This window comes from Mucilaginibacter ximonensis (assembly GCF_042686265.1).
Lineage (GTDB): Bacteria > Bacteroidota > Bacteroidia > Sphingobacteriales > Sphingobacteriaceae > Mucilaginibacter > Mucilaginibacter ximonensis.
On sequence record NZ_JBHUPD010000002.1, the window covers coordinates 1,206,117 to 1,229,009 of the forward strand.

General features: G+C 42.1%; 22 protein-coding genes and 1 tRNA gene. 14 read left to right on the top strand and 9 right to left on the bottom strand.

The genetic code is table 11. The features are described from left to right. The first annotated feature begins 9 nt into the window (after positions 1-9). The 9 genes from ACFS5N_RS12915 (at position 10) to ACFS5N_RS12955 (ending at position 8,550) form a co-directional block, all read left to right on the top strand. Positions 10-2,106 carry an LruC domain-containing protein gene (locus tag ACFS5N_RS12915; protein WP_377186046.1) on the top strand — a complete coding sequence of 699 codons (2,097 nt, stop codon included), beginning with the start codon at positions 10-12 and terminating at the stop codon, positions 2,104-2,106. A gap of 234 nt (positions 2,107-2,340) precedes the next feature. Beyond that, positions 2,341-3,153 carry a glycosyltransferase family 2 protein gene (locus tag ACFS5N_RS12920; protein ID WP_377186047.1) on the top strand — a complete coding sequence of 271 codons (813 nt, stop codon included), beginning with the start codon at positions 2,341-2,343 and terminating at the stop codon, positions 3,151-3,153. Between the two features lie 107 nt (positions 3,154-3,260). Next, on the top strand, positions 3,261-3,674 hold the full coding sequence (locus tag ACFS5N_RS12925) for a response regulator transcription factor (RefSeq protein WP_377186049.1): 414 nt from the start codon (positions 3,261-3,263) through the stop codon (positions 3,672-3,674). After that, the gene (locus ACFS5N_RS12930; protein WP_377186051.1) at positions 3,671-4,867 is read left to right on the top strand and encodes a sugar transferase; all 1,197 of its coding nucleotides are present in this window, start codon (positions 3,671-3,673) and stop codon (positions 4,865-4,867) included. The genes ACFS5N_RS12925 and ACFS5N_RS12930 overlap by 4 nt, the downstream gene beginning before the upstream one ends. Positions 4,868-4,896: 29 nt before the next feature. Then, the gene (locus tag ACFS5N_RS12935; protein WP_377186053.1) at positions 4,897-5,817 is read left to right on the top strand and encodes a glycosyltransferase family 2 protein; all 921 of its coding nucleotides are present in this window, start codon (positions 4,897-4,899) and stop codon (positions 5,815-5,817) included. Further along, positions 5,814-6,989, top strand: a complete 1,176-nt coding sequence (locus tag ACFS5N_RS12940; protein ID WP_377186055.1) for a glycosyltransferase family 2 protein — start codon at positions 5,814-5,816, stop codon at positions 6,987-6,989. The genes ACFS5N_RS12935 and ACFS5N_RS12940 overlap by 4 nt, the downstream gene beginning before the upstream one ends. A gap of 5 nt (positions 6,990-6,994) precedes the next feature. Beyond that, positions 6,995-7,612, top strand: a complete 618-nt coding sequence (locus ACFS5N_RS12945) for an acyltransferase (RefSeq protein ID WP_377186057.1) — start codon at positions 6,995-6,997, stop codon at positions 7,610-7,612. Between the two features lie 7 nt (positions 7,613-7,619). Beyond that, entirely contained in the window at positions 7,620-8,168 is a 549-nt protein-coding gene (locus tag ACFS5N_RS12950; protein ID WP_377186059.1) for a hypothetical protein, read from the top strand. 49 nt (positions 8,169-8,217) lie between these two features. Beyond that, a complete protein-coding gene (locus tag ACFS5N_RS12955) occupies positions 8,218-8,550 on the top strand; it encodes an STAS domain-containing protein (protein WP_377186061.1) in 333 nt (110 codons plus the stop codon). Here the strand turns inward: ACFS5N_RS12955 and ACFS5N_RS12960 are convergent. Beyond that, complete coding sequence (locus ACFS5N_RS12960; protein WP_377186063.1) at positions 8,537-9,385, bottom strand: beta-1,6-N-acetylglucosaminyltransferase; 849 nt, start codon at positions 9,383-9,385, stop codon at positions 8,537-8,539. The genes ACFS5N_RS12955 and ACFS5N_RS12960 overlap by 14 nt on opposite strands. Before the next feature lie 114 nt (positions 9,386-9,499). Here ACFS5N_RS12960 and ACFS5N_RS12965 point away from each other — a divergent pair, with 114 nt between their 5' ends. Next, positions 9,500-10,612 (top strand): acyltransferase family protein, encoded by a 1,113-nt coding sequence (locus ACFS5N_RS12965; RefSeq protein ID WP_377186065.1) that lies wholly within the window; start codon positions 9,500-9,502, stop codon positions 10,610-10,612. Positions 10,613-10,620: 8 nt separating this feature from the next. On the opposite strand, the gene ACFS5N_RS12970 is transcribed toward ACFS5N_RS12965, so the two are convergent. Then, on the bottom strand, positions 10,621-11,964 hold the full coding sequence (locus ACFS5N_RS12970; RefSeq protein WP_377186067.1) for an oligosaccharide flippase family protein: 1,344 nt from the start codon (positions 11,962-11,964) through the stop codon (positions 10,621-10,623). A gap of 93 nt (positions 11,965-12,057) precedes the next feature. On the opposite strand from ACFS5N_RS12970, the gene ACFS5N_RS12975 reads away from it, so the two are divergent. Both ACFS5N_RS12975 and ACFS5N_RS12980 read left to right on the top strand, forming a co-directional pair. After that, entirely contained in the window at positions 12,058-12,837 is a 780-nt protein-coding gene (locus ACFS5N_RS12975) for a glycosyltransferase (protein WP_377186069.1), read from the top strand. Continuing rightward, positions 12,838-13,605, top strand: a complete 768-nt coding sequence (locus tag ACFS5N_RS12980; protein ID WP_377186071.1) for a glycosyltransferase family 2 protein — start codon at positions 12,838-12,840, stop codon at positions 13,603-13,605. Here ACFS5N_RS12980 and ACFS5N_RS12985 read toward each other — a convergent pair. From ACFS5N_RS12985 to ACFS5N_RS13015, 7 genes are all read right to left on the bottom strand, one after another. Next, positions 13,593-14,792 (bottom strand): glycosyltransferase, encoded by a 1,200-nt coding sequence (locus ACFS5N_RS12985; protein WP_377186073.1) that lies wholly within the window; start codon positions 14,790-14,792, stop codon positions 13,593-13,595. The two genes, ACFS5N_RS12980 and ACFS5N_RS12985, sit on opposite strands and share 13 nt — an antisense overlap. 7 nt (positions 14,793-14,799) lie before the next feature. Continuing rightward, entirely contained in the window at positions 14,800-16,335 is a 1,536-nt protein-coding gene (locus ACFS5N_RS12990) for an O-antigen ligase family protein (RefSeq protein ID WP_377186075.1), read from the bottom strand. Next, positions 16,335-16,484, bottom strand: a complete 150-nt coding sequence (locus ACFS5N_RS12995; protein WP_377186077.1) for a hypothetical protein — start codon at positions 16,482-16,484, stop codon at positions 16,335-16,337. The genes ACFS5N_RS12990 and ACFS5N_RS12995 overlap by 1 nt, the downstream gene beginning before the upstream one ends. Next, the gene (locus ACFS5N_RS13000) at positions 16,484-17,656 is read right to left on the bottom strand and encodes a glycosyltransferase (protein ID WP_377186079.1); all 1,173 of its coding nucleotides are present in this window, start codon (positions 17,654-17,656) and stop codon (positions 16,484-16,486) included. The genes ACFS5N_RS12995 and ACFS5N_RS13000 overlap by 1 nt, the downstream gene beginning before the upstream one ends. 15 nt (positions 17,657-17,671) lie before the next feature. Continuing rightward, a complete protein-coding gene (locus ACFS5N_RS13005) occupies positions 17,672-19,828 on the bottom strand; it encodes an exopolysaccharide transport family protein (RefSeq protein ID WP_377186081.1) in 2,157 nt (718 codons plus the stop codon). After that, on the bottom strand, positions 19,829-20,512 hold the full coding sequence (locus ACFS5N_RS13010) for a TolC family protein (RefSeq protein ID WP_377186083.1): 684 nt from the start codon (positions 20,510-20,512) through the stop codon (positions 19,829-19,831). 197 nt (positions 20,513-20,709) lie between these two features. Continuing rightward, a tRNA-Met gene (locus ACFS5N_RS13015) sits at positions 20,710-20,783 on the bottom strand. Between the two features lie 250 nt (positions 20,784-21,033). Between ACFS5N_RS13015 and ACFS5N_RS13020 the strand changes: the two genes are divergently transcribed. Then, positions 21,034-21,417: an START-like domain-containing protein gene (locus ACFS5N_RS13020; RefSeq protein WP_377186085.1), complete on the top strand. Its 384-nt coding sequence runs from the start codon at positions 21,034-21,036 to the stop codon at positions 21,415-21,417. A gap of 29 nt (positions 21,418-21,446) precedes the next feature. Then, positions 21,447-22,886: an LptF/LptG family permease gene (locus ACFS5N_RS13025; protein ID WP_377186087.1), complete on the top strand. Its 1,440-nt coding sequence runs from the start codon at positions 21,447-21,449 to the stop codon at positions 22,884-22,886. The last annotated feature ends 7 nt before the right edge of the window (positions 22,887-22,893 follow it).

Below are 22,893 nucleotides of genomic sequence, written 5' to 3' on the forward strand. Positions count from 1 at the left end.
AATTAAGCAATGAGAAGACTATACACTCTTGTAATCCTGGCTGGGTTATCTGCTTTTACTTCATGTAAAAAAGATAATTCAAATAAAGGCGGAAGTAATAACCCGCCGGTAAATAAAATCGCACCAGACGGTTTTAATTTCTCAACCTCAAAAAATATTAACGTTAACATCACGTTGCGTACCAATAATGACCAGGCTTTGCCGGGTATTGTTGTCAGCATTTATGCGCCCGAAAATGTTAATACCGGCAATCCCTTATTTAAAGGTGTAACTAATTCATCGGGTACCATAACCGCCACTGTCACTGTGCCGGCCTACTTTACCAAACTGGTAATAGACCCCGCCTATATTGGTTTGTTGCGTAACGCAACGGCTGCCATTAACAATGGTAGTGTTAATGTAATCATCGGAGGCAAAAACGGCTATGGCGGAGACATCATTGCAGATCCGGTCAATAATATAGACACCAATGCTACCGGCTCAGCAAAAACTAATTCACTACTAAGCACCGATTTTGTTTATCCAAATGGTTACACCTCTTCAAACGCGTTTACTTCGCCTAAAAATTTGGGTCGCCCAGCATATCTTGAGGCTACCGGTGATGTAATTGACGCCTCATTGCTTTCTTACGTAAACGCGTCATTGCCTGAAGGCGTACCGCTGTCTACCAGTCACCCTGATTACCTCACAAACAAAGTAAACACCATCAATATTACCGCTAAAGCTGATGTATGGGTAACTTTTGTGTCTGAAGGCGCCGGTTTTGAAAACACGCTGGCTTATTACACTTATAACACTAACAATCCGCCGACACAGGCAAGCGGCGGTACGCTTTTTGGCGGTATTGACAAAATAACTTACATCTTTCCTAACGCTTCAACCGCTGGTTCAGGCGGGGGCCTGAAATCGGGCGATAAAGTTAAGTTGGGTACTTTTGATGCCGGAACTACAGTGGCTTTTGTATTGTTGCAAAACGCCTGGACCGGTAGCGGCGTTAGCACAAGCGCTACTAAATTTTACAGCCAAAACAGCTTTAACCCTGAAACCAGCAGTTCGTTACGTCAGCACTCAGTGATATTGTATGATGACGTTCATAAATTATACTTAATGGGTTTTGAGGATCAGAACAGAACAAGTTCAGATAACGACTTTAACGACCTTGTGGTATATGCTACTTCAAACCCAATTACTGCAATAAGTAATACAAACGTAGCAGCTGTTGATAATGGTGGCGATACTGACGGCGACGGCGTGCTTGACACTCAGGACGCTTTCCCGAACGACGCTACTAAAGCATACATTAACTATTATCCATCACAAAACAGCTACGCCACAATTGCTTTTGAAGATAACTGGCCTAAAAAAGGCGACTTTGACTTTAATGATCTGGTGGTAAACTATCGTTACACTTTTGTAAGCAATGCCAAAAACCAGGTGGTAAACATGACCGGCGATTTTAAAGTAGCTGCTGCGGGCGCCTCGTTTAAAAATGGGTTTGGTGTGCAATTGCCGGTAAGTGCGTCGGCTGTACAGTCTGTTAGTGGTTACCTATTGTCTCCGGGTTCTTATATCTCGCTTGCTGCCAATGGCGTAGAAGCCGGCCAAAGCAAAGCTGTTATTATACCTTTTGATAATCATGACCTGATGATTCATAACCAGGATTATTCATTCTTTGTAAATACCATGAATTCAAAAGATAAGGTAACGGGTACAACCGCTTCGGTAACCGTAAACTTTACTTCGCCGGTTGATGCTTCCAGCCTGCAGGCGTCGGCGTTCAACCCGTTCCTGATCAGTAATCTTCGCCGCGGCTACGAAGTTCACCTGCCAGGGTATTTACCAACCGATAAAGCTGATACCAAGTATTTTGGAACTGATGACGATAAAACAAGTGTTTCAGGCAATAAGTATTATCTGTCGGCCAATAATCAACCGTGGGCTTTAAACTTTACAGATACATTTAGTTACCCGATTGAAACAATTGATATTAATCAAACCTATCTGCACTTTGCCGACTGGGCTCAATCAGGTGGAACACTTTATACCGATTGGTATAGCAATACCGCCGCAGGGTATCGTAATACCGGCAATATTTACGCTAAATAACTGAACTTTATAGTTGAACCGAAAAAGCCGCATCAATGATGCGGCTTTTTCGGTTTTTACCAATTACCCGGCTGGTTAGTATTGCACATGTCATATTCTTTAAAACAAATAGGATATTTCTTTGTAAGTTTTTAATTAGACATACTCACTTTAAACGGCTTTAACTGCAACTGTTAGCCGGTAATTTTCGTTAAAGCGGATAAGGCCTTTTATAATAATGGGGGCATATATTTTATGAAACCAATTTTTATTCCAACTTATATCAAAAATTATCTGCAGCTAAACCGTGACGATGCCGCTACGCTTGAAGCTGTAAAGACGGCCTATCAGGTTAACTTAGCCACCGCAGCCCCGCTGATATCAGTGGTAATACCGGCATATAACGAAGAGGAGAATATAGTACCTACGTTAGCCTCGCTTTGTAATAATAAAACCAGTAATCCTGTTGAAATTATTGTGGTTAACAACAATTCAAAAGACAATACAGGCCCGTTGGTTAAAGCCTGTGGTGTTATCTGTGTCGATGAACCCAACCAAGGTATTACCAATGCCCGCAACCGTGGGCTTAAAGAGGCTAGAGGCAAGTATATTCTTAACGCTGATGCCGATACCATTTACCCCAAAGACTGGATTGAAGAGATGACCAAACCTTTGATCAATAACGAAGGTGTGGCCATAACTTACGGGATTTTTTCATTTATCCCTATTGGAAGTACCGGACGCGTAACCTATTATTTTTATGAGATGCTGGCCGATTTGACCCGGTTTTACAATAAATTCAAAAAAACCGAGGCAGTTAATGTATATGGTTTTAACTCGGGTTTCAGGAGAGAGCAAGGCTTGCAGGTTGACGGATTCAATCATCCGCCCGGTACCAACGAAGATGGGTATCTGGCCCTGAAACTAACTAAAAAAGGCTTTGGTAAAATGTATCGTGTAAATAAACATAATGCTGTTGTGTGGACAACCGACCGCAGGATACAAATTGACGGCGGGCTGTGGAAAGCCATACTCAAAAGGTCAAAACGCTTGTTCAATATCAAATAACCTTTTGGTAATATTTTGGTTAATTCTTTTGTTTAAAGTGCTAACCAAAATATTGCCAATTACGTATAAAGAGCTTATCAGTATTGTGCGATATCTAAATTGAAAGTATGACAACTTTTTCAAACACCAGCCAGATAAAGATCCTTATAGTTGAGGATGACGAGTTTATGCAGGCCATATTACAAAAGTTTCTGAGTAAAACTTACGAGATAATTATAAAGCCTACGGGTATGGATGCATTGGCATTTATGCAAAGCGGAAATCTGCCTGATCTGATCATATCTGACTTAAACACACCAAAATTAGGCGGTTTGGGGTTGATTGAACAGGTTAAGCTAAGCGATTTTTTTAATTCAGTTCCTATCATTATCCTTTCTGGCGAAGAAAGTTCTGAAAAGCGTATAAAGTGCCTGGATACGGGCGCCGACGATTTTATAGTTAAACCATTTAACCCGGCCGAGCTACAGTCGAGGATCAGGGTTGTTTTAAGACGTAGCGGTAAATTAACAGCTGATTTATGAGCGAAATTGCTTTGGGCTCCGGCGCACCGATAATTGCCCTGATTGGGTTTGATAGCAATCTTACCGCCGCTTTTGCTGAATATAATTTTGGAAACAGACAAACGGTGCATTTTGAAAATGCGTTGAAAATGGTTTCCGCCTGGGTGGCTGAAAAGTTACCTATCGTGGCTATTATATCTAATAGCGAAATAATGGGCACCGCTGGATTAACCCTGGTTGAAACATTAAAAAAAAGAGAACTGCCTTCTGTTCCGTTTTTTCTGGTAGTAAACCATTTAAACGCCAATTTACGAAAGCTGGCCTTAGAGGGAGGCGTTACCGACGTTTTCAGGTTGCCGCTCAGATCGGCCGCCCGGATAGAAAAACGTGTAGATTTTTTAATAGACAACTGGGAAGGGTTAAAAAATAACATTGAAACAACTGCATCTATACGCAAGATCGAGTTAAGTAAACGCATATTCGATTTAATATTTGCCGGTGGCGCTTTGCTGGTATTGTCACCACTGTTTTTGATTGTTTATATATTAATCAGGCTTGAATCAAAAGGGCCGGCTTTTTATTACTCTTTACGTGTTGGCACCGGTTACCGGGTTTTTAAATTCTATAAATTCAGGTCGATGTACGTTAACGCCGATCAACGCATTAAAGACCTGAAACACCTTAACCAATATGATATTGATGCTGGCGACGGGACTAAAAAACCAATAGTTGACCATGGCTTGTGCGAACAGTGCATTGGCTATGGCAAATGCCAGTACCCAATTTTTGCAGATAACGTTCAGCTATGCGAGAAAGAGTTTCAGTACACCAAGAAAGCCAGTGCGGGTTCTGCGTTTTTTAAAATTAAGAATGATCCGCGTATAACTAAGGTAGGTGCCTTTATACGTAATACCAGTATAGATGAGCTGCCCCAGTTATGGAACGTTATTATTGGCGATATGAGCATTGTGGGTAACAGGCCCTTACCGCTTTATGAAGCTGAGAAATTGACCACAGATAAGTATATTTTACGGTTTGCCGCTCCGGCCGGGATAACCGGTTTATGGCAGGTAGAAAAACGCGGTAAGGGCGATATGAGCGAAGACGAGCGGTTAATGCTTGATAATGTTTATGCGCAAACTTACAGCCTCAAAAACGACTTGAAACTGATCCTGAAAACTATACCTGCGTTGTTCCAGAAAGAAAACGTTTGATTGAGGATAAAACAAATAAAAGCTGCGCAATGAATTTGGTGTCTGTCATTACGGTAAATTTTGAGCAGCCTGCTGTTACTGAAGCGCTATTGGCCTCTATTTACTCAACTACCGATTTGCAGCTTACTGAAATTATTGTTGTTGATAACGGCAGCAAATATAACCCTGTGCCGGGGTGGAAGATAAAGTATCCCGACATGCGGTTTATACGCTCAGATGTTAACCTGGGATTTGCCGGCGGCAACAACCTTGGTATAAAACAAGCCCAAGGCAACTATCTGTTCTTTGTAAATAATGATACCGAGTTTACGCCCGGTTTAGTAGATACGCTCACGAAATTGCTTGATGATCATGATGAGGTAGGTATGGTGTCGCCCAAAATAAGATATTTTGATCAGCCTGAGATGCTGCAATATATGGGCTACACATCCATGAACTATTTTACAGCCCGCAATACCTGCATAGGTCAGTTTGAAGTTGATAAAGGGCAGTATGACCATCTGACAGGGCAAACCGGCTACGCACATGGTGCAGCAATGATGGTGCGAAAAGAATGTATACAAAAGGCAGGCCCTATGGCCGAAAATTTTTTTTTGTATTATGAAGAACTTGACTGGTGCGACCACATTAAAAAGGCTGGCTATGAGGTATGGCTGGACGCGGCGGCGCTTATTTATCATAAAGAGTCGGTTTCAGTAGGGAAGAAGAGTGCGTTGAAAGAATATTTTATGAACCGTAACCGTATTCTTTTTATCAGGCGCAATGCGCCTTTTGCAGCCCGGGTATTGTTTTATATTTACTTTATACTGATTGTAAGTCCGCGCAATATTTTAAATTACATTAAAGAGGGTAATAGCGGTTACATTAAATGGTTGTTAAAGGCTATTTGGTGGAATATTACTCAAACAACCACAAGCAAAAAATTAGGTTATCCCATTAAAACTATATGATTGTTGCGTTTTGGATAAGTCTGTTTATTATTTTTTATGCTTTTATAGGCTATGGCTTGCTGCTTTTTGTGTTGATTAAAATAAAGCGCCTTATATCCGGCAAGCCTGTTTTACCACCCGCCGAAAATTTACCCACCTGTACATTAATTGTGGCCGCCTATAACGAAGAGGCTTTCATGGAGCAAAAAATTCAGAACACGCTTGAACTTAATTATCCAGCTGGAAGGCTAAAGTTTATTTTCGTGACCGATGGTTCTACTGACGGCACGGCAGCTATCGTCGCCAAATATCCGCAGATAAAACATTTACACAGCGATGCGCGCATGGGCAAGATGGCGGCTGTACATCGTGCTAAAGATGCCGTAGATACCGATATTATTGTTTTTACCGACGCTAATACTTTTCTAAATGCTGACGCCATGATCAATATTTGCCGCCACTATGCCGACCCGAAAGTTGGTGCCGTAGCCGGCGAGAAACGGGTTGCGGTTACGGAGACCTCCGATGCGACGGCGGGCGAAGGTTTTTACTGGAAATATGAGTCGAAATTGAAAGCCTGGGACTCTGAGTTGTACTCGGTAGTAGGTGCTGCGGGTGAGCTGTTTTCGGTACGAACCCAATTGTACCAACCAGTGCCTTCAAATTCAATTATTGACGATTTTATGATCTCGATGCGAATCGCCGAAAAAGGCTACAAAATTGTTTACGAGCCTGAAGCCTATGCTTCTGAGAGCGCATCTGAAGATGTAAAGGAGGAGTTAAAGCGCAAGGTCAGAATAGCCGCCGGTGGACTGCAATCTATCATTTGGTTAAAAAGCCTGTTGCTGCCGTTTAAGTTGCCGGTACTTTCGTTTCAATACATTAGTCACCGCGTATTACGCTGGACGGTGGTTCCGTTTCTGATGATTGCTGTTTTCATCCTTAACATCTGGATTGTTTTAAAAGTAGATGACAGCTTTATTTATCAGCTGATACTCCTGGGGCAGGTGATTTTTTATGGGACATCATTTTTAGGGTGGATACTGATGGCGCGCCAAATTAAGGTTAAAATATTTTTTATACCCTATTATTTCACCATGATGAATTATGCGGTTATAAGAGGTATTTTCAGGTACCTTAGTGGTAACCAAAGCGCTATATGGGAAAAGGCTAAACGTAAACAGGCGCAATAAATACTATGGGGCTTAAAGAAAAAATAAACGGCAACCCAACCTTAAAAAAACTGGTCCACTGGATGCTTATACCAACCGGCGAAGCCAGGCCGCGCTTATGGGTAAAACTGTTTGTTAACCCTTTTGTGCATAAACGCGGTAAAGGCAGTAAAATAGGCCGGGTACGTATGGATGTATTGCCTTTTAACAAATTTGAGCTGGGTAGCAGATCAACCATCGAGGATTATTGCACGATCAACAATGGGGTTGGCGATGTGTTTATTGGCGATAACACGCTGATAGGCATGAGTAATGTGATTATTGGTCCGGTAACTATAGGCAATAACGTCATCTTTGCGCAAAACATTGTTGCCAGTGGCTTGAACCATGAATATCGGGATGTGGAGACACCCATAAGTTTGCAAAAAACCATTGTAGCGCCCATAGTTGTTGAGGACGAATGCTGGATCGCGGCTAATAGCGTAATAACCTCGGGCGTAACAATAGGCAAACATAGCGTTATAGCGGCCGGCGCGGTGGTGACCAAAAATGTACCGCCTTATTCTGTTGCTGCCGGCAACCCTGCACGGGTAATTAAACAATATGACTTTTCAGTAAAAGAGTGGGTAACCATTAAAAATTAATGGCGCAGTGAAAACACAAAGTGACGGAAAAGATAGAATTGAGCACTTGCGTACAGCTGCTGAAAAACAGAACGCCATAGAGGAAAAGCTTGACGAACTGATAAACCTGCTGGCCGAAAATGATTTTGACAGCGAAACGGTAAAGCAATATCAACACAAACTAAATGCGGCTTTTGAAAACAAGATGGCAACTGCCGAGGATTTGAAAGCTTTTAAAGTGATTGATACGATAACTGATGCGTCAAGGGAAGAGTTGCTGGACGAGTTTAGCACCTTACTTGAATCGCATTCATTTGATAGCAAAACATCGACAAAATACCTGAAGGCAGAGCGTAGCAATAAGCTTATCATGATGATCATAGGCATTATCATGATCACTCTTGGCTTTGCCATGATCATTATGCCTGCGCCACCGTACTTTGAAATGTTTACTATATTTTACTTTAACCAGGACGATGGCGTAACCCTGATGGATCTTATTTCGCTTGTTATAGTGTTTGCAGGAATCTATGTTTTGGTACGCTCGATGTACAATAAAAACCATAAATCGCGTTAACCATTATTATTAAAATAGCCACAGGTCGCGTCCATTTAAAAGAAAGCGTATGATAAGTATATTCAAGGAAGACGAAAAAAATTTGCTGCTAAATCTCAATGTACGCGAAGCAAGTTTAACCAATTCAGAAGCGTTTAAAGCCGAATTGCTGCAGTTAGTTGAAAATCATCCCAAACGAGTGGTGTTGGACATGCATCAGGTTGAGTATATTGATAGCTCATTTCTGGGGGCGCTGGTTTCGTTGTTGAGGCAGCTCATTGCCGAGAAAAAAGATATGATACTGGTGGGCCTGCGAAAAGATATAGCTGAGCTGTTTGCATTGATAAGGTTAGACCGCGTTTTTAAACTGTACAACACTTTTGATGAGGCTATTGCGCAATAGCCTGTTTATCCAGTAAATCTAAAACAGCACTGTCTTTAGTCTGATCAAATTTACGGGCAAATAATTTACCAGAAGCCAGCAAAGCTTGAGCATCGTCTATAGTTAATGTTTTAGGGCTCACCCCACCAGCCGACCAATCGATGTATCGTAAATCATCATTTACCAGTTGTGCTTTGTGAACCGAGTTATACAATATGGTTTGAAAAATAAACTCGTCGGGCGCCCAGGTTAGTTTAATGAACCGTTGCAGTTTGGGGTTCTGGTTCCAATAGGTTAAAATATATTCTACTAAATGAAGCGGTATGGTAAACCATTGTGATCGGCCCACAGGTGTCAAATTATTCGGCAGTTTGCGCTTAGGGAGTATTTTGTTTACCAGCTTTTGCAGCGTATAGCGTCCTTTAATTTGCAGGTTATTAAAATGGTACTCGTGTATACGGGGCAAAGCTTCGGTCCAATCGGGGTCAAAGCGCAGGTAGTTCATAAACGCTTTGTCCGGGTTGGCGTTCAAATAGCTATGAATATTTTCTGCCGAAGTAAGGGGATAGTCTTGACCGCTCAATAAATTAACAAACTGATAGGGTCTGCCAGCTCGCAGAATTTCTTCAAAACCGTTAAGGGTAGCCTGAACAATATTATAGGAGCCCCAATAAACCTTAACCCGGTTCTGAATAAAAAACACATTGGGTAATTGCGCCAAATGTTCAAAGCCGGCCATATCCGTTTTTTTATCCAGGTGGACATAAATGTCGGCGTCAGGATGTGTCAGGCGCATAATAAGCCGTTCAAGTTGTTCAGGTTGACTGTGGGCCAAAATAAGGTGTGCAAGCTTCATAAATAATCATACAATATACAACCTGTTTACGATCAAATGCGTAAAATGGATTGTAAAAAACTACTAAATCAAGCTGCTTAAGCTATATTTACTTAATATCATAATACATACCGAATGAAAGAACGGTTTGCTGTGCTCGACATTTTTAGGGGGATATTTTCAAGCCTGGTGGTGTTATTTCACCTAAGTGCTTTTTCGGCTACACCAATCATCAACAACGCTTTTATTTATAACAGTGATCTGTTTGTTGATTTCTTTTTTGTATTAAGCGGATTTGTAATTGCCTACAGTTACCAGCATTTAAATACCGGGGTCGAATTAAAACGTTTTTTCAAGAAACGTTTTTTCAGGCTTTATCCGCTGCATTTTGTTGTGTTGTTGTTGTTTTTATTGATTGAGCTTTCAAAACATAGCGCATCAGGTTATGTGCACGTAAATAAGGTTGAGAACGTAAGTAATAATATTTATACCTTTTTGACTAATTTGTTTTTGCTTAATTCTGTAAAGTTTCCAGGGATAAATGATGTAAGCTGGAACATAGCCAGCTGGTCGATAAGTGCTGAGATGATTGCTTATGTGGTATTTGGTTTTACCATATTGCTCATCAACCGAAATAACTTAGGTGCATTTAAAAATATTATTTACCTGGTGATAGCCTTGCTGGCTGGCGCTGCTATGTACCGGTTTACCGGTGGTTTTAAGCTAACCCATGCTTTTGATTACGGCTTTCTGCGCGGCATAATCGGTTTCTCGCTTGGCGTAGTTTGCCTTGGAGCGTTCAATAATTTTAAAGATATATTGCGTACGCTAAGCAACGGTTTGTTCAGTTTCCTGGAAATAGCGTTTATCGGCCTTAATGTTGTACTGGTTTGCAACGGCGACTATCTCAAAAACTACGGATTTATATTTGAGGCGATGTTTTTCCTCACTATCCTGATTTTTGCTTTTGAAAAAGGGCTGGTATCTGTATTGTTAAAAAAATCAAGTTTTCTGCACAATACCGGCAAATACTCGTATTCTATTTACATGATCCACACGTTGATATTGAGCTTGTTCAACGTGGTGTTTATCCGGGTTTTGAAATTCCCGCCTTCGGCTTATGCTTACCTGTTTATTGTTAACTATGCACTGATTTACTTTTTATCTGCATGGACTTTCAAACATATTGAAATGCGTTTCAATTACTCGGATAATAAGCAGGGCAAAAAAGGCTGGTGGATATGGTAAGCGTTGTTTTAAGCTTGTAGTTTACGTTTATTACGCAATGTTTTGATCAGCGCCAGGCTTTCAACATACCCAACCTTAAAAATGCTGCCGAACGAAAATTTGCTGTACCTGTTAAGCGCCCAGAAACCAATTATGGTACCGGTTAATATCGGCATGATGGTGGCGAAGGCTATACCATAAACGCTGTGGGTTAAATACACGCCGGCAAAGTCGGCACCAATGTTTACGGCCAGCATAACCAATACTTTATAAAAGTTAATTTTCGGCTGATGGATAACGTCAAGCGTCAGGGCAAAGAACCTGTCAGGCGGGAAAATAATGGCGAAGGTTAAAAACAGTCTGAATACATTGGCGGCTTCGGTACCAGCGTATTTGCCTCCCCCTATAATGTATATCGGAAGGTCGGCCAGCGCACAGCCTATCAGCGCCGCCGGGATTAGCATAACCGACAGCATCCCTGCATATTTCTTCATGATGTAGATTACGCCATTGCGGTTGTTTTGATTGTAAGCCGAAGCCAGTTCTGGCATGGCGGTAACCGCAAAGCTGCGCAGGGGTATTTCTACCAACTGCATTAAGGTTTGGCCCAGGTTATAAATAGCCAGCGCCGGTTTACCAAGTACAAAGTTGATGATAAACGTATCAGACGTACTGAACATGTTGGCACTTAAAGCAGTGCCAACACTGTATTTACCAAAATGGTAGATTTCTTTAACCGTAGCTGTAGTGCGGTTTTTAAGATCGGTAATACGTGTCCAGCCTTTGGCGAAGGCAAAAACGCTGGTAATAAAGTTTGAAAGCAGGTAGGCAAAAAGCACATAAGGCAGCGTGATTTTACCGCTGATAATTAACGCCACGATAAATACGATAAAGCTGCCCTGATTGCTTAAGCGGATATAAAGCAGCTTGCCAAAATGCTGATCGCCTTGTATAACACAGGTGGCCAAAAACCAGGGTAACGAAAAGGCATAATACACCGGCGACCATTTGAAGAATAACAGTAACCCTTCGTCCTTAATGTCGTTCAAAAACAAACATGAGCCCAGGCCTGCTAAAATAAGCACACCGGTTATACACATGCCTAAAAACCAGGCCGAACCCGATACTTCTGCGGTACGCTCGCTAGTGGCGCCCGAGTAAAATTTGATAAAAGCGGTAGTTAAAAAACCTGATCGCAGTGTATCAACCAATAATAATATTGATTGAAAAAACACCCAGGTGCCGGCTTCTGTTTTACTTAATGAGCGGTATATCAGCGTCATGGTAACCAGCCCCAGGCCCGACATGATGACATTGCCGGCTAACGACAGTATATATTTGTTTCTGATAACACTAAGAACCTTTTGCCACATATTTCGTAAAAATTACCAACGCACACTAACAAACAATATGCGTTAAAAAAAGTAATTATTAGCATATTGTTATAAATTATGATCTAGCACGAAATGACTTTCAACAACGTTACATTGTTAGTTACACATTATAACCGCAGTAAATCGCTCGAGCGTTTGTTAAACGCATTTCAATCGCTCAATGTTTCCTTTGGCGGCATTGTAGTGTCGGACGATGGCAGCAAGCCCGAGCATCTTGAACGTATTAAAGAACTGCAACAAACACTTGATTTTAATTTAGTAACAACGCCCAAAAACAAGGGTTTGGGTAATAATATAAATAAGGGCCAGGATGCGGTTAAAACTCCTTATACGTTGTATGTACAGGAAGATTTTGAGCCCAGCGAAATATTCCCCCAACATTTTGAGGATGCGCTTGGGTTTATGGAGCAAGACAAGGCTTTAGACATAGCCCGTTTTTATGCGTACTTTAAATACCCGTACACCAAACCGTACGGCAAGGGCTTTTCTGAAATGGTGTATAAGCCTTACCCGTGGGCAAATAATCACCTCAAATTTTATGTCTATAGTGACCATCCGCATTTGCGCCGCAGCAATTTCTTTGAAAAATTTGGCCGCTATCGCGAAGGTATTAAAGGCGACCTAACCGAATACAGCATGGCAATTTCTTTTATACAGAAAAAAGGTAAAGGCATTTTTTTTGATGGTTTTACCAAAATGTTTTACCAGAAAAATTCGTCAGACGAGCCGAGCACCATGGGGCGCAGCAGCTGGCGCGAAAGCAAAAATATATTGGCACTGGCAGCAAGAGCGATTTACCTGCAATTTAAACTGCTAAAATGCACCCGCGATGTACTTTTTAAACGTTACTAAATGCAACAGTTTAAAACTATTACTTTATTAATTACGCACTACAATCGCAGCCAGTCGTTGGAGCGTTTGCTGAAAAGCTTTGCAGCGCAAGGTATTGTTTTTGGCGATATTGTGGTGTCAGACGATGGCAGTAAGGCCGAGCATGTTGATTATTTGAAATCGATAGAACAGCAATATCATTTCCGCCTCGTTACTACGCCAAAAAACGCCGGGTTGGGCAACAATATCAATAAAGGTCAGGACGCCGTTAAAACGCCTTATACGCTGTATGTGCAGGAGGATTTTGACCCCAAGCCTGACTATGGCGAACACCTGCAGGATGCGCTCGATATTATGGACGAGCGCCAGGATATTGATCTTGTTCGTTTTTATGCTTATTTCAGATATCCATATCTAAAACCCTTCCGTAAAGGTTATTCTGAAATGCTGTTTAAAATATGGTATCCGGGTCATCGCAAGTTTCATTGCTATAGCGATCACCCGCATCTGCGCCGAAGTAGCTTTTTTGAAAAATTTGGCCGCTATCGCGAAGGTTTAAAAGGCGACCGCACCGAGTTTTTAATGGCGCTCTCTTTTTTAAAACACAAGGGCAAAGCTATGTTTTATGAGGATTTCAAGTCCCTGTTCGATCAACTCAACTCCGCCGACGAACCAAGTACCATGACCCGCAGTAACTTTAGGCAAAGCAACAACCCTTTTATTGGCTTTGTGCGGATGATTTATCGCAATGTTAAACATACTGCCGAGCTATTGTTTTACAAACCCTGAGCTATAATGGCTTTATAAATTTCAATCACGTTGTTTTCCCAGCTGTGGGTGGCCGCAAATTGGATGCGCTGTTCTCTTTTTTCGGGCGAGTCTTCGGCTATTGCTTTTTCGATCAGTGTAACATATTCTTCTTTCGTTATGCCCAGGTAAGTGTGCTGCGAAAATACGCTCATGGCTTCCGTGCGGGTAGCTACTACCGGTTTGCCCATGGCCAGGTATTCATCAATTTTGCGCGGATAATTGCCTATGGTCACCTGGTTAATTAACTGCGGATTAAGGCATACGTCAAATGCGTTGATGTAAGCCGGTAGTGTATCCGGATCCTTTCCGCCTAAAAAATGAATATTGCTGATCTGGTGAAGATTGCTTGCCTTAAACTCGTTGTCTTCCGGGCCCACTAATACAATGTTCCACTCAGGTTTTTGCTGCGCGATGTAAGCCAGCAGTTCAATATCCAGCCTGATGCTTTGCAAGGCGCCGACGTAACCGATGACCGGTTTGGGAATATCCTTCATATCATCAGGTGCGGGTATATGCTGCTTATTCGTAAATACTTCCAGATCACAGCCCTGCCCAACGTAGTATGATTTTGGATTGTACTGCTTGCAATAATTGGCCAGATAAGTAGAGTTGGCCACGCAGATATCGCTTTTTTTGATGAGCTCGGGTTCCAGCTTTTCGCCATGCAGCTTCCAGTAGTCAACAAACAGCAAATAATCTCTTGAGTAATAAATGCTGATGGCCGGCTTTAACAGATCCTTCAAATAAAAACACCTGAAAATATCATTGTCATTAAACAAAATCACGTCTTTAAAGCCCAGCTTATCTACAGCTTTTTGTATGGAGCGGGCAAAACGCTTATTGTTAAATTTATTGAACCAGTTAAAAATGATATCGCTTTTTATCCAGTTGATAGATTCGATCATCTCATCAGGATAGTAGTTCCACAGGTTTTCTTTAATGAGAATGAGGTTATCGGTTTTCCCCACAATCATGTCTATCCGCTTTTTAACCTTCGGGTCAGCCCGATGCCTGAACCTGGTAATCCTGTCAAGCGGCGAATTAACGTACAATACCCGGTTATTGCGGCTAAACTCAAGCGCTATATTTTTGCAGTTGCTCCCTATTTCCACATCCCACGGTTGCTGGCCTACAACTATAATATCCCTGTTTTTGATGATGTTCATTGGCAATTCAATTGGTTAACAATGGTTCGTCGGTTGCGATGCCGGCTTGCTGCTGTTTCTGGCGGTCAAGCCGGAGCAGTACCGTCAGCATAGCCATATCCATCGAGAAATAAATATTTGACGGGTATTGCACCAGCGCCTCCTGCGGAAAATTAGCGATGTTGTAGGCAAAAATTACGAGTGTAAAGCCCAGGCAATAGGTTTTAAGCTCAGGGTCCTTTATCAGGTAAAAGTTATTGATGCCTGTTTTTAAAGCCGTAAACATCAGCATACAGAAAATAAACAAGCCAATCCAGCCCAGCTCGACCGAAATGCGGATATAGCCGCTATCGGGAGGGAAATTGGCCAGGTAGGAGTTAGGCGCAAAACGCTGCCCCCAGGTACCCGTTGCCCCTAAACCGCCGCCAATAGGGTGCGATAATATGAAAGGCTGTATGCGTTTTTGATTGGCTTTACGCAGGTTATACGAATCGTCGTTATTAGGTCTGAATGCGGTTTGGAAACGTGCCAAGTTAGGGTCGCCGGTTGGGATATTAATCAGTATCACCAGGAAGACCGCTGCAACGCAGGTAAATATGAGCACCTTGCGGTTATAGTTCAATATGGCAAACAAAACCATGGCGGCCGGTACTAATACGTTGGCCCCGCGGGTGCCAGAATACAGCATGGAAACCAAGAAGGATAGGGTTAATATACCCAGCATTATCTTTTTCCATAGTTTGCGTTTGCCTGCTATCATCGCTATACAAAATATAGCCGACATAGACATGTTATAGGCAAAGCTAACCGGGTCTGAAAATATGGAGAACTTGCGCCAGTGCCCGCCAATAAACAGCAGCGAGGCGATGGCAGGGTCTGAGTGTAAGTATGCTTCCTCAACATCTGAGAAACCAATATATTCCTGTTTAGCTGCATAGAGAGCCGCAAACAAGCTCATAACCAGCCATACTTTAATAATAAGCCTGATAAAGGCCACCGAACGGATGTTATATAAAAATACAAAATAACTTAACATGACCACGGCAACAGAACGTATAGTATATATCCACGCTCCCCGGGCCTCGGTAAATGGATTGGCTACCTGCATGATATTGTAGGCCAGCCAAATGAGTATCCATGTACTTAGCGGGCCTTTTAACACAGCCCAATTACTGTCTTTGCGTTGTTGAATAAGCAAGCCAAGCATTAACAGAAACTGCAGGACATCCATAACGATGCCTATTGGTCCGGATACGCCTATCCGCATCAGCATAAACAGCATATAGGCCATTATCAGTACCGTAATAATGCCGAACTGCGGGTACGCAACTACGCAGTAGACAGCCGGCAGCCCTATTACCATTACCAGGAAGAGCACGCCAAAAACAACACCAAATTTGGCAATGCCCACCGCAATGAACAGGCTTAGTAACGCAAGCACGGCAAAACCCACGGGGCTATATAATTTTTCGAGCAGAAAGCGCTTCTTTAAATTCCACCAGAAACCTTTGCCTTTTTTTGAAAGGTGCATAGTTTGTACCGATGGCAGATGCTGGTTGCTCACTACAGAAATAATATTTTAATGATAAAAAAGAATACGCTGACAAATGCCAAACCCAAGGCAACAATGCGGGTGACTTTCTGAACCTTTTCGTTTTTTTCCTCTTCCAGTTCCTTTTTCCTTACTATCTCTTCGGCCGGGTTTACTCTCATTAATTATCCTCCTCACTTTGTATGTAGTGGTGTTTGGTAGCCACCGAACGCTCGTTGGCTTTGCGCGCTTTTAGTAAAGACAACACCTGGAAAAACATAAACTTTGGAATATTGACGAGCGATTGATAGATGCGTTTATCGGTATCAGACTTCAATAAGGCAAAAGCGAAACCACCAATAAACAGCGCGAATCCAATAAGCCAGAATATGGCCTGCTCTGCGCTAATAAAAATATCCGCCAGAAAACAAGCTCCTGATAGTAGCAGGAAGATGAACAAAGGCGGCCTCAGCAAAACCAACCCAAATAAAAACTGGTTCCAGCTAAAATTGGTAATGCCTTTAGCTATGAGCGCAAAACCCAGCGAAAAATATTTGAACCAGGTATTGATCCAGCGGGAGCGCTGGTTTACCAATTGGTCGGTATGGCTGGTTTTCTCGTCGTAAACAACAGCTTTTTCTGCAAACGCTATTCGCACATTACGGCCAACTATTTCGGCCTGTAAAACTTTATCGAAGCCGGCGCCTACTACATCGCGGTGGCCAAGGCAGGCAACATACAAGTCGGTAGTAAACGCCATGCCCGAGCCCGCCAATGTGGCCGATGAGCCCGCTTTGAACAATACTTTGCCGTCGTAAAAATGATAGTAAATATCGCGCGCAGCGTCAAGGCACGCATAGGTGGTATCCAGATTTTTTGCGTCGCGCAAGCCTTGCACAGCAATGTATCCCCGGTCAAAAAGCTTGTTTAGTTCGTTTAAATATTCCGGGTGAAGGATGTTATCACTATCGATGATCGTGAGCCGGTCATGCGCTCGTACAAAGTTTTTAATGGCATAAAAATGGGAGCGGGTATTGCCGGCCAATGTATTTTCAGGGCGCAGTACGATGATGCGCTCGTCGGCAAAATTAAGTTCGGCATCTCCGCAATTATCGGCAACTATATAAATCAGATAATTTTGATAATTGAGTTTTAAAATAGATGCTACAACCGCGGGGATATGAGTTACCTGCTCATAAGCCGTAACTATAATGGCATAATCTGCACTTATTTGGGCCGATAAAACTTTGCGGTCTCTTCCAAAAACAGAAAACAGGTAAATAACTAATGGCAGCACCAAATTGTACCCGATAAGTATCTGCAATATGATCCATGCGGTGGATAGCACTGTCATGACTCTTTAATTATATTAGCTTTTTTCCTCGTTTTCAGGCCGCACCAGGTTTATTACCCAACCAATAAATTTACCTTGCTGCTGTTTCAGGTATTGGATATGCGTTTTGTACTCTTCGTTGATATTGTTGCCGGCTTCAAACACGGTTAATATATTGTCCGAAAATTGCACCCATTCTTTTGAGCGGTTAAGTGTGTTTAAAGCCGATGCTTCAATAATGATCACATCAAACATGGTTTTCAATGCCGCAATCTTATCAGTAACTATTTGTTCGCCGCCTATTTCAAGCAGTGAGTAGCCGCCGCCTTTGTTGCCTATAACTCTTATCTTGTTCTCAATGGTAACAAAGGATTTATCGAGTACGTTTGGCAATAGGTCTTCAAGGTAGTAACTGGTTTGGGTGAAACGGGTAATACCCGGGTCGTCAAAATTTCCATCAATCACCAATACCTTTTTATTGACAGATGCGTAGGCATAGGCCAGATTGATAGCGACAAAGCTTTTACCGGCTTCTTTTTCAATACTGTTAACCAACAACACCTGGTTTTCGCCCATTTCGGTTTCTATCTCGTAGCGCAGCGATTGTATCAGATCGCGTAAATAGCGTGTTTCGCCGTTTGCCTTATTGTTGCTCCAGATAGCGCCAAGGTCTATTTTCTTATTTTTAAGCTGGTTGATATAACCCAGTACCGGCACCTTGGTGCGGTTAGCCAGTTCATGCGCATTTTTAATGCTGTTATCAAAAAAGAAAAGGATAAATAACACCGCAATACAAAACACAAAACTTACGGCGCCGCTAATAATAACCAACAGCATTTTTTTAGAAGGTTGTGCGGTACCCGGCTCGGCAGTCTCTATGATTCGTAATTGGGTAGAAAAATTGGAGACCATACTGGCTTGATTATATTTCTGCAGTATTTCAAGGTATTCCTGACTGGCAATGGTAATTGCGCTTTCTAAAGCCTGCGTTGCTGCCTCATGCGGTACCAATGCGTCAAACTTGGTATTAAGGCGGTTAAGCTCTTTGTTAATAGCGCCGGTACTGTTTTTTGCAAGCTCATTTTGTACTTGTAAGGTGAGTTTTTCATCAACAAGATCTTTTTTTGTCGACAGCGGGTTAAGTATATACCGGTCTGATAAGTTTCCTAACTGTGCTGAAATGACACCGTTAAGCGAGTCCATACGATGTTTATATCGCGGGTCAAAGTTGCTTTGCACATAAGCATCGGTGGCGGCCTGGAGTTGCGTGCGGGTACTCAGTACCTTTTGCGCATCCGCTATGCGGCTGCCTTCGGCGTATTGCCTGTCTGTTGGGTCAAATTTTTTATCAATATCATTTATGGCCGATTGGGTGGCATGTGTGTTACGTTCCACTTCTTCTCGACGGGTTTCAAAATCAGCCATCTGCCCGTACAGGCTTTTTGCTTTTTCATTAAGATTCAGTACATGATTTTTAACCTTATACTGTTTCAGGGCCAGCATTTTGGCATTTAAAGTATCTTCTTTTGCTTTTAACAGACGGCTTAAAAAATCAACCGCCTTACGCTGATTTTCTTTAACCAACAAGGTATAATAATTAACAAACTCGGCGCAAAGTGTATTCACTACCATCGCCGAAAGTTCAGCCCCTTCTGAGTCAAATTGCACATTAATATAATCGCTGGTTTGAACACGGTATACCAGCAGGGTTTTCAATAACGACTGGTCATCATATTTCATCGATGCCAATAACTTATGCAAGCCGTTCTGGTCGGCGTTAAATAAGGACAATGCTTGCCGTTTTTTATATAGGCTGGTATAAGTATCTAAAGCGTGCTGTCTGGCGCTTGCGTTAAGCTGGTTTAATAGTGCACTGGGTTTACGGTAAGGTTTGTCGCTGCTAAGATCATGGATGATCAATTTATAGCTTACCTGGTCAAGCATCCTTTTTGATTTAAGGATCTCGATCAGGTTGGAGAACTGCTGGTTCACTTTCGACTCCTGTGGGTCAGACTCATTACCCAGTATTTGTTGCGTCTGGTCGACAATACCTGTTGCAAGTTTAGCTTGCGACGAATATACATCAGGCTGGTTATGTACCAGAAAATAAGTAATAATAACCGCAAATATCGGAACCAGGATAAGCGTGAACCTGTGTTTTTTTAATATCCTTAAAAAATTGCCAAATTCCATTTACTTAATGTTCTCCAATTTTGTACCCAGTAACTCTTCTAAATCAGCTTTGGCTATAAATACATTGGCCTCGGCCTGTACTTTTGTCTGCTGATGCTCGCTATATTGTATTTGTACTTTATTATAGGCGTCAAATGTTTCCTCGCCTTTTTGAAACTTATATTTAATGTCCTTTAAAGCATCCTCTGTTTCCTGCATCGCTCTTATCTGAAGCTTGAGCTCGGCCACACGTTGAATGTACAGGTAATATCTTTTTTTTACCTCGGTAGTTATAGTTATTCGATACTCGTCCTGGTCGTTATGGGCTATCAGTAACTCTTCCTTTGCCTGCTTAACCAGCGACGGCCGGGCCAGCAGTGTGCCAATATTTAAGAATACGCCGGCTTGCAAACCTTTAAAATAACTTGTAGAAGGGTTCACCGGGTCGATAGTTGTAGTGCCGGGTTGGTATACATATGATACAGTTAATGCATCAAGCAATGATACCTGGGCTTTTGTAATGTTGGTTTTAGCGATATTGATACGATTTTGATAAGAGCGCATTCGCGGATAATTTTTCATGGCCGTATCAACCAGCCGCTGGATATACCTGTCTGCAGCAAGGTCCTGTACCGTAGTCTCCTGCGCTATGCATTGAAAGCTTATTAACAGGAAAAAAAGTGTAAAAATTCTTCTAATACGCATTGATATAAAGTCGTTGTACGAAGATGATAACATTATAATTGTAATTATAAAGATATTGTTTTGTTATTGGCTTTAATTAGCGTGTTTATACGATAATTTTAGGATTTGGTTGTTGGAGGATCAAATAAAGGTTTTAAGTTTAGAATATGCAAAAACAAAAAAAAGCTCCACATCATAGATGTGAAGCTTTTAAAAAGTTGCGGGGAGCGGGATCGAACCGCCGACCTTAGGGTTATGAATCCTACGCTCTAACCATCTGAGCTACCCCGCATTATATTTTTACAGAACTTGCTTCTGTTGTACCTTTTCCGGATTGCCGTCCGTCATCTGACGGTTATGAATCCTACGCTCTAACCATCTGAGCTACCCCGCATTATATTTTTTACGGAAATTGCTTCTGTTACTTTAATTAACAATGGCGAAAGTGGCCGTCCTTAAAAAAGGTTTGCAAATATAGGATAAATTCATTTCCTTTAGAAAAAATGTTTCAATATTTGGCCTGCGCCTGAATTATAAACCCTATGTCTGAGAAGAAGAAGTTTACTATTGAGTATGAAATTAAATCATCGCCCCGCATATTATACACGTTTTTAAGCGAACCTAACGGACTCTCGCAGTGGTTTGCTGACGACGTAAACTTCCGCGACCAGTCGTATACCTTTACCTGGGACGACGGCGAACAGCAAAAAGCCAAGCTGGTTACTGCCAAAGAAAACAAACTGGTAAGATTTAAATGGGTTGACGATGAGCCGCAATGCTATTTTGAGATGGAAATATTACAGGACGAGCTCACCAATGACGTTGCTCTGGGTATTACCGATTTTGCTACCGAAGACGCTATTGGCGAACGTAAACTCATTTGGGACAACCAGATCCAATACCTTATTAGCGTACTCGGCGCATAAAGCGTCGTTTTTTTCGTTAATTTTGTATTGTGAAAAAACTGCACCTGCTATTAATCAAATCTTTTATCAGGCCATTCATCTCGACGTTTCTGATCGTGATGTTTGTACTGCTGATGTTATTTCTCTGGAAATACATTGACGACCTTATAGGTAAGGGTTTTGAGTGGTACGTAATTGCCGAATTGATGATGTATGCGTCGGCAACCAATGTGGCTATGGCGCTGCCGTTATCGGTGCTCCTTTCATCCATCATGACTTACGGTAGCCTCGGCGAAAATTATGAGCTGGTGGCAATCAAATCGGCAGGCATTTCTTTAACACGTGCGGTAGCGCCAATGCTCATCGTCGTCGTCGGACTAAGTATCGCAGCTTTTTTCTTTTCCGACTATATGTTGCCCCGGGCCAATCTTAAATACTTCTCATTGTTGTATGATGCCCGTCAGCAAAAATCGGCCAACTTTTTGCCTGAGGGCGTATTCAGTAATAGTTTTCCTGATTATACCATACGGGTTAATAAAAAAGACCCAGACGGACAGACGTTGCACGACATCACTATTTATGCCAAGGCCGTTGATAATAATCCGCCATATATTCTGAAGGCTAAATCGGGTCGTATGTACCGTTCAAATGATAACCGTTACCTGATTATTGAACTTGAAGACGGTATACGGTATTCTGAGACGCCGAGTACCACTTCAACTTATACCGGCAACCAGCGCCAGGTATTTACCCGCATGCGTTTTAAATCGTTACAAAATAAGTTCGACCTGAAGGGCCTTGGCTTTAACCGTACGGATGAAAAGGAGTTTAGGGGCGCATTTCCAATGATGGATCGCCGACAGTTAAAAGAGTATATGGTTCATACGGATAAATCAATTGACAGTGCTGCCCGCACTAACTACGATTTATTGATGCCCTATGTAAAATATTTTTCGATCCCTAAAAAGTCTGATAATTTTAAAACCTACCAGAAGTACGATAAAGGCGTAATGGCCTACGGCGAAACTATTGTAAAGGCTAACAACGTTGCAGTAGCTTTGGGCGAAGCCCGTTCAATTCATGATTTACTGAAAGTGCGCAATGATCGCATGGACGAACTGGTTAAAAATTTCAGGAGCGCTTTTGCACAATACCAGGTTAAGTTTACGCTTTCCGTGTCGTGTATTGCACTGTTTTTAATTGGTGCGCCAATGGGGGCCATTATCCGTAAGGGGGGGTTGGGTTTGCCGGTGGTTATTTCAGTGATTTTCTTCCTGATATTTTATATTGTTAAAACCATTGGCGAAAAAGCAGCGCACGAGGGTAGTATGTCGGGCATTGCAGGCGCCTGGATATCCATCTTTGTCATTACTCCGATAGGTGTTTTCCTGTCTTATAAAGCGGCTACAGACTCTGCTCTGTTTGATATAGAGATTTATCGCCGGTTCTTCGAGAATATCTTTAACAAACTTAAAAAATCAAAAGCGTAAGCTTGCC